This is a genomic window from Caballeronia udeis (assembly GCF_001544555.2).
Taxonomy (GTDB): Bacteria; Pseudomonadota; Gammaproteobacteria; order Burkholderiales; family Burkholderiaceae; genus Caballeronia; species Caballeronia udeis.
Genome location: NZ_FCOK02000161.1, coordinates 1 through 4577 on the forward strand (window position 1 = coordinate 1; position 4577 = coordinate 4577).

The window sequence follows — 4577 nt, forward strand, 5'->3', positions numbered from 1 at the left end:
AAGTCCGGCAACCGCGTTCCCATTCGTTAGCGAAGCCCGTAGCGGATGGGAACAGTGGTGGGCGAGGTCCATAGCTGGGGCAGCGAGCACCGAACGTTCCGTCTCGACATCGAACGCGTGGGGTGCGTCAGGCTTATGCTGCAACGTAATCGTCTTGCCAATCTCAAGCCCGGGTTGTCGCTCGAATTGAGCAACGACCACGGAATTGCCGACCATCACCCGGACCATGACCTGAGAACCCAGCGGCTCGACCAGTTCGATACGCCCCTGCATTCACCCGCCTGCGGACTTCCTGAGACCGTCGCCGTCCGCTGCCGGAAAGAGATGCTCGGGACGAATGCCCGCGATGACTTCCGGTCCGGCAACTCATTGAGCGCCAGGGCCATACCGTTAGACGCGCGAAGCTGGAAACTCGCTCCTCGCATCAGTTGACCGTCGCCCTCTACCGTTGCTTCCAGAAAGTTCACCGACGGGCTTCCGATGAAACCAGCGACAAACCGATTGATGGGCTCGTCATAGATTCGCTGAGGCGTGTCGATCTGCTGGGCGGCGCCGTCGCGCATCACAATGATCCGATGCCCCATGGTGAGCGCTTCCAACTGATCGTGTGTCACGTAGAAGGTCGTGACCTTGAGTCGCCAGCACAGCTTCGTGATTTCGCCGTGCATGTCCACGCGCAGCTTCGCGTCGAGGTTCGACAGCGGCTCATCCATGATGAAGATCCGCGGTTCGCGGACAATTGCACGCCCAAGGGCAACGCGTTGCCGCTGCCCGCCGGAAAGCGCTGCCGGTTTGCTCTGCAAAAGTTTGACCATCTGCCGGCGCGCTCGACGCAAGCGTGCGAATGCCAAGATAAATGAGATACGCAGCGCCGATATACTTCACGACCGCATAGGCCACGGCCGACTGAGCAATGAGCATCGAGAGCCCGAGTGCGGCAGCGAAAACGTGGACCATGCCGCCGACGGCTGCACCCATTGAAGAGGCGATGCCCTCGGATTTCCCGCCCGAGACGGTGCGCGCGACGACATACGCGATACCCGGACCGGGAATGACGGCCAATAACACTGCGGCGACGAGGAAGGAGGCCGATGGGAGCATGGCGAAAGCATCCGCTACTAGATGCCAAAGCCGATCAGGCGAGTGGCGATAGCGGCATCGGGCATCAGGAGACGCAGGCCATTGACGAGCGCGTCACCAGCTTCGTGCAGCGCGGTGATCGGCATTTCGGGCAGACTTTCCAGAACGAACCACATCTGCTTCGCATCGGCAGTCAGTCTAGTTCTCACGCCTTGCCGCCAGTTCCAACGGCGACAAGTGACACCAATATCGTCGCGCCAAACGACCTCACCGCACTCGGCGGTCTCGTGAACCGGCGTTCCATCCTTCACTGTGTCGAACAGTTCAGTTCCGTCTGCTATCACCAGTCTAGGCATCCCGCGGTAGGCGGTGAAGTCTTCGCCGCCTACCGGGATGGCCCATTGAATACTGACGGCGTTGTATAGATCGACCACAGGGTCAATACTGGCCACGCTCCCGGTCTTCAATACGCGCTTGCGCAGCGCATCTGCGGAACATGCAGTGCGTTGCGGCTTGGCTCCGAACTGTCTGAACACTTCGGCCCACGAGGCGAGGTGTGCTTCTGCCCACGCAGGACCACCTGCTCCAACGGAATCGTAAGCTCGGGTAAGCGCTTGCGCACCGACACCCGGATTGACAATCGGCGAACCCTCTACAGCGAGACTCAGGGCGCGAAACCGGGGAGCTACGCGTGCGATGTCGGGGGCAATTGACGGCAGAACGTTGAACATAGGAGAATGCGCCAGTGACTAATTTATTGCATGATATCGACCAGTGACCAAAAAAGTCAATATACCGACCGAGTCGGGAGCTGATGTTCAAACCGTTAGCGAAGCCGTTGCCGCGCAGCTTAAGGCGCACCGAAAAAGCAAGAAGCTCACTCTAGATGAGCTTTCGCGGCGTTCAGGCGTGAGCAAGGGGATGCTCGTCGAAATTGAAAAATGTGACGCTAATCCAAGCATCGCCATACTCTGCAAGATTTCTGCCGCTTTGGGTGTATCAGTAGCCGATATCGTCAATGTAGCCAGTTCTCCCGCCGTGCATCTCGTCTCTAGCCAGGATATTCCGACCCTCTGGAATGGTCCGAAAGGAGGCTCGGCGCGTCTGCTTGCGGGGACCACAGGCCCGGACATGATCGAACTGTGGCGATGGGAGATGCAGCCTGGCGAGCAATTCGAATCCGAAGGCCATCCCGCAGGAACCTTCGAATTGTTTCATGTCGAGCAAGGCCAACTCAGAATATCGGTCGATGGGGTCGAGTTTCTCGTGCCTGCGGGAAGCTCTGCGGTCGCTCGAACGGACGTTCCGCATCAATACGCGAACGACAGCAAAGGTAAGCTCGTCTTCACTATGACGGTCGCAGAACTTCACTGAACTGAAGATTACGCGCCGCGAGTACGCCCTGACTGCACTTTGACCTCTTATGAAATGGAATGATGCAGGTACCACATCGTCGAACGATCTTGGCATCCGCTTCAGCAATAGGTCGGTATAAACGCCGCGCAAATGCGCATCGGCTTCGGTGCGCCGCGCTTCCTACAATTTGTTGCTATCACAAGACGACGTCTATATGGCCGGAAGCGGAATTGTCTCTGCGAACATGCTGTTTGCCTACTCGGCTTACTTCATCGGCATCGCCAGTCCAGGACCAAGTAACTTGGCCATTATGTCGATCGCAACGACCGATGGTCGGAGACCGGCTTTCATGTTTGCCCTTGGCGTCATGACAGGTTCGTTGTTTTGGGCGTTGCTGGCGACGCTTGGCGTTTCAGCAGCCATGATGGCGTGGTCACACTTTGTCGTGGCCGTTAAGATTTTTGGCGGTGTTTATCTTCTCTGGCTGGCGTTCAAATCAGGGCGCTCCGCGCTAACCGTGACAGACAAGGTGAGTCAGGGGGCAGGCCGATCGTAAGGGCCCGGCGATCCCAGGGGTTCGGCAGCCGACGTCAGCCTACTGTTGAAGCTGAGGCTGCCAGAGATGCGGCAACAGCTCATCGAGCCGGCTGGCGGGCTGTGTAGGGAGTCGTGTCAGGATGTCTTTCAGATAGACATAGGGATCGTGCCCATTAAGCTTAGCCGACTGGATGAGACTCATCACTGCGGCTTGACGCCGGCCGGCGCGAGCTGAACCCGCGAAGAGCCAGTTTCCCCTGCTAACGGCCAGTTCCCGTTCATTCTGCCCATATCGGGCAAGAAGTTGAAGTCCACTATCGTTGGCATCCGCTGTTTGGTCGTCGCGTCAAGGTTCGAGATGTTGAGCAGCGCGGCGGAGGTTGTGTCGTTCATATCGACGCGGGCGACAGTGAGGTTAGGGTCATTGCCGAATGGATGTTGGATGCTGCCACTTGCTCCGCTCTCGTTCTCGGCGAGCCGCGCGTCAGCGTAGCGGCCTTGTGCAATCTGCACCAACTTCTTATCAATCGACATTTGCGCGGAAACTCACCGGACGATTCCACCATCGTCCGGGAGAAGCGCAATGCGCAAGCCACCAAACGTCGTTCCGGCAGACCCGCAGTCGTTGCAACCGATATCGCGCCAGATGAACATGATGTTCGACTCGGTCGAGCTTCAGGGGATGAGCCCGGTGCAGCGTTCAAACGTCATCAGACACCTCGCGAGCCTGCTAACGCAGGCCGCCGGCGTCGCGCTAGCAAAGGAGCGTGACGATGAATAACGATGAACGTTTGCCCTCGCTGCTACTGAAGCATAAGGCCGTGGTTTATGTCCGGCAATCAACCCAGACGCAGGTCCAGATGAACGTTGAGAGCAAGCGCCGGCAGTACGACCTTGTACAGGAGGCCAGGCGACGCGGATTCCGTGACATAGAAGTCATCGACGATGACCTGGGGCGCTCGGCGAGCGGCATGGTTGCTCGACCGGGTTTCGAGCGTCTGGTCGCGTTGCTTTGTGCAGGCGAGGTCGGAGCGGTACTGTGCGCGGACGCCTCACGCCTCGCTCGAAACGGGCGCGACTGGCACCATCTTCTCGAGCTTTGCGGTCTTGTCGAAGCGCGCGTAATCGACCTCGACGGTGTGTACGATCCGTGCCGGGCAAACGACCGCTTGCTGCTTGGCATGAAGGGCAGCATCAGTGAGTTTGAGCTCAATGTGCTTCGTACCCGCATGCACGATGCCAAGCGCCAGAAGGCACACCGCGGCGAACTTCGGATCAGTGTGCCGATCGGCTATATCTGGCATCGTGAAGTCGACCTGGGCATTGATCCAAGCCTGCAACTGCAGGAAGTCATACGCCTAATATTCGTACGTTTCCGCGAACTCGGTAGCGCAAGACAGGTTTTGTTGTCGCTACGGGCTCAACAGGTCCACTTCCCGCGCCCCTCTGACGGTAGGACGCTGACGCACTTCGACTGGATACCCGTACGCTACCGTAACGTGATCTCGGTGCTCAAGAATCCGTTCTATGCCGGCGCATACGTGTACGGCAAGAGTGGCAAACAGATGGCGATAGTAGATGGGCGTGCGCGCAAGAGCTATAAG

General features: G+C 58.3%; 7 protein-coding genes and 3 pseudogenes. 4 read left to right on the forward strand and 6 right to left on the reverse strand.

Going from position 1 to position 4577, the window contains the following annotated elements:
• The 4 genes and pseudogenes from AWB69_RS44770 to AWB69_RS44785 all read right to left on the reverse strand — a co-directional run.
• Nucleotides 1–273 (reverse strand): TOBE domain-containing protein (locus AWB69_RS44770; RefSeq protein WP_156529215.1); only part of this gene is annotated, 273 nt, incomplete at its 3' end.
• Nucleotides 216–713: an ATP-binding cassette domain-containing protein gene (locus AWB69_RS50530; RefSeq protein ID WP_062093167.1), complete on the reverse strand. Its 498-nt coding sequence runs from the start codon at nt 711–713 to the stop codon at nt 216–218. The genes AWB69_RS44770 and AWB69_RS50530, both read right to left, overlap by 58 nt.
• Before the next feature lie 49 nt (nt 714–762).
• Nucleotides 763–1101: pseudogene (locus AWB69_RS44780) on the reverse strand (LysE family translocator); the annotation flags it as partial.
• 17 nt (nt 1102–1118) lie between these two features.
• The gene (locus AWB69_RS44785; protein ID WP_062093168.1) at nt 1119–1811 is read right to left on the reverse strand and encodes a B3/B4 domain-containing protein; all 693 of its coding nucleotides are present in this window, start codon (nt 1809–1811) and stop codon (nt 1119–1121) included.
• Nucleotides 1812–1854: 43 nt separating this feature from the next.
• On the opposite strand from AWB69_RS44785, the gene AWB69_RS44790 reads away from it, so the two are divergent.
• Together AWB69_RS44790 and AWB69_RS44795 are read left to right on the forward strand one after the other, a co-directional pair.
• A complete protein-coding gene (locus AWB69_RS44790) occupies nt 1855–2454 on the forward strand; it encodes a helix-turn-helix domain-containing protein (RefSeq protein WP_062093169.1) in 600 nt (199 codons plus the stop codon).
• Between the two features lie 196 nt (nt 2455–2650).
• Nucleotides 2651–2971: pseudogene (locus AWB69_RS44795) on the forward strand (LysE family translocator); the annotation flags it as partial.
• 60 nt (nt 2972–3031) lie between these two features.
• Here AWB69_RS44795 and AWB69_RS46745 read toward each other — a convergent pair.
• A pseudogene (locus tag AWB69_RS46745) lies at nt 3032–3250 on the reverse strand (transposase domain-containing protein); the annotation flags it as partial.
• Nucleotides 3175–3507, reverse strand: a complete 333-nt coding sequence (locus AWB69_RS44800) for a hypothetical protein (RefSeq protein WP_062093170.1) — start codon at nt 3505–3507, stop codon at nt 3175–3177. The gene AWB69_RS44800 and the pseudogene AWB69_RS46745, both read right to left, overlap by 76 nt.
• Before the next feature lie 49 nt (nt 3508–3556).
• Between AWB69_RS44800 and AWB69_RS44805 the strand changes: the two genes are divergently transcribed.
• Together AWB69_RS44805 and AWB69_RS44810 are read left to right on the forward strand one after the other, a co-directional pair.
• A complete protein-coding gene (locus tag AWB69_RS44805; RefSeq protein ID WP_062093171.1) occupies nt 3557–3754 on the forward strand; it encodes a hypothetical protein in 198 nt (65 codons plus the stop codon).
• On the forward strand, nt 3747–4577 hold an 831-nt coding region (locus AWB69_RS44810), incomplete at its 3' end, for a recombinase family protein (RefSeq protein ID WP_197500492.1). The genes AWB69_RS44805 and AWB69_RS44810, both read left to right, overlap by 8 nt.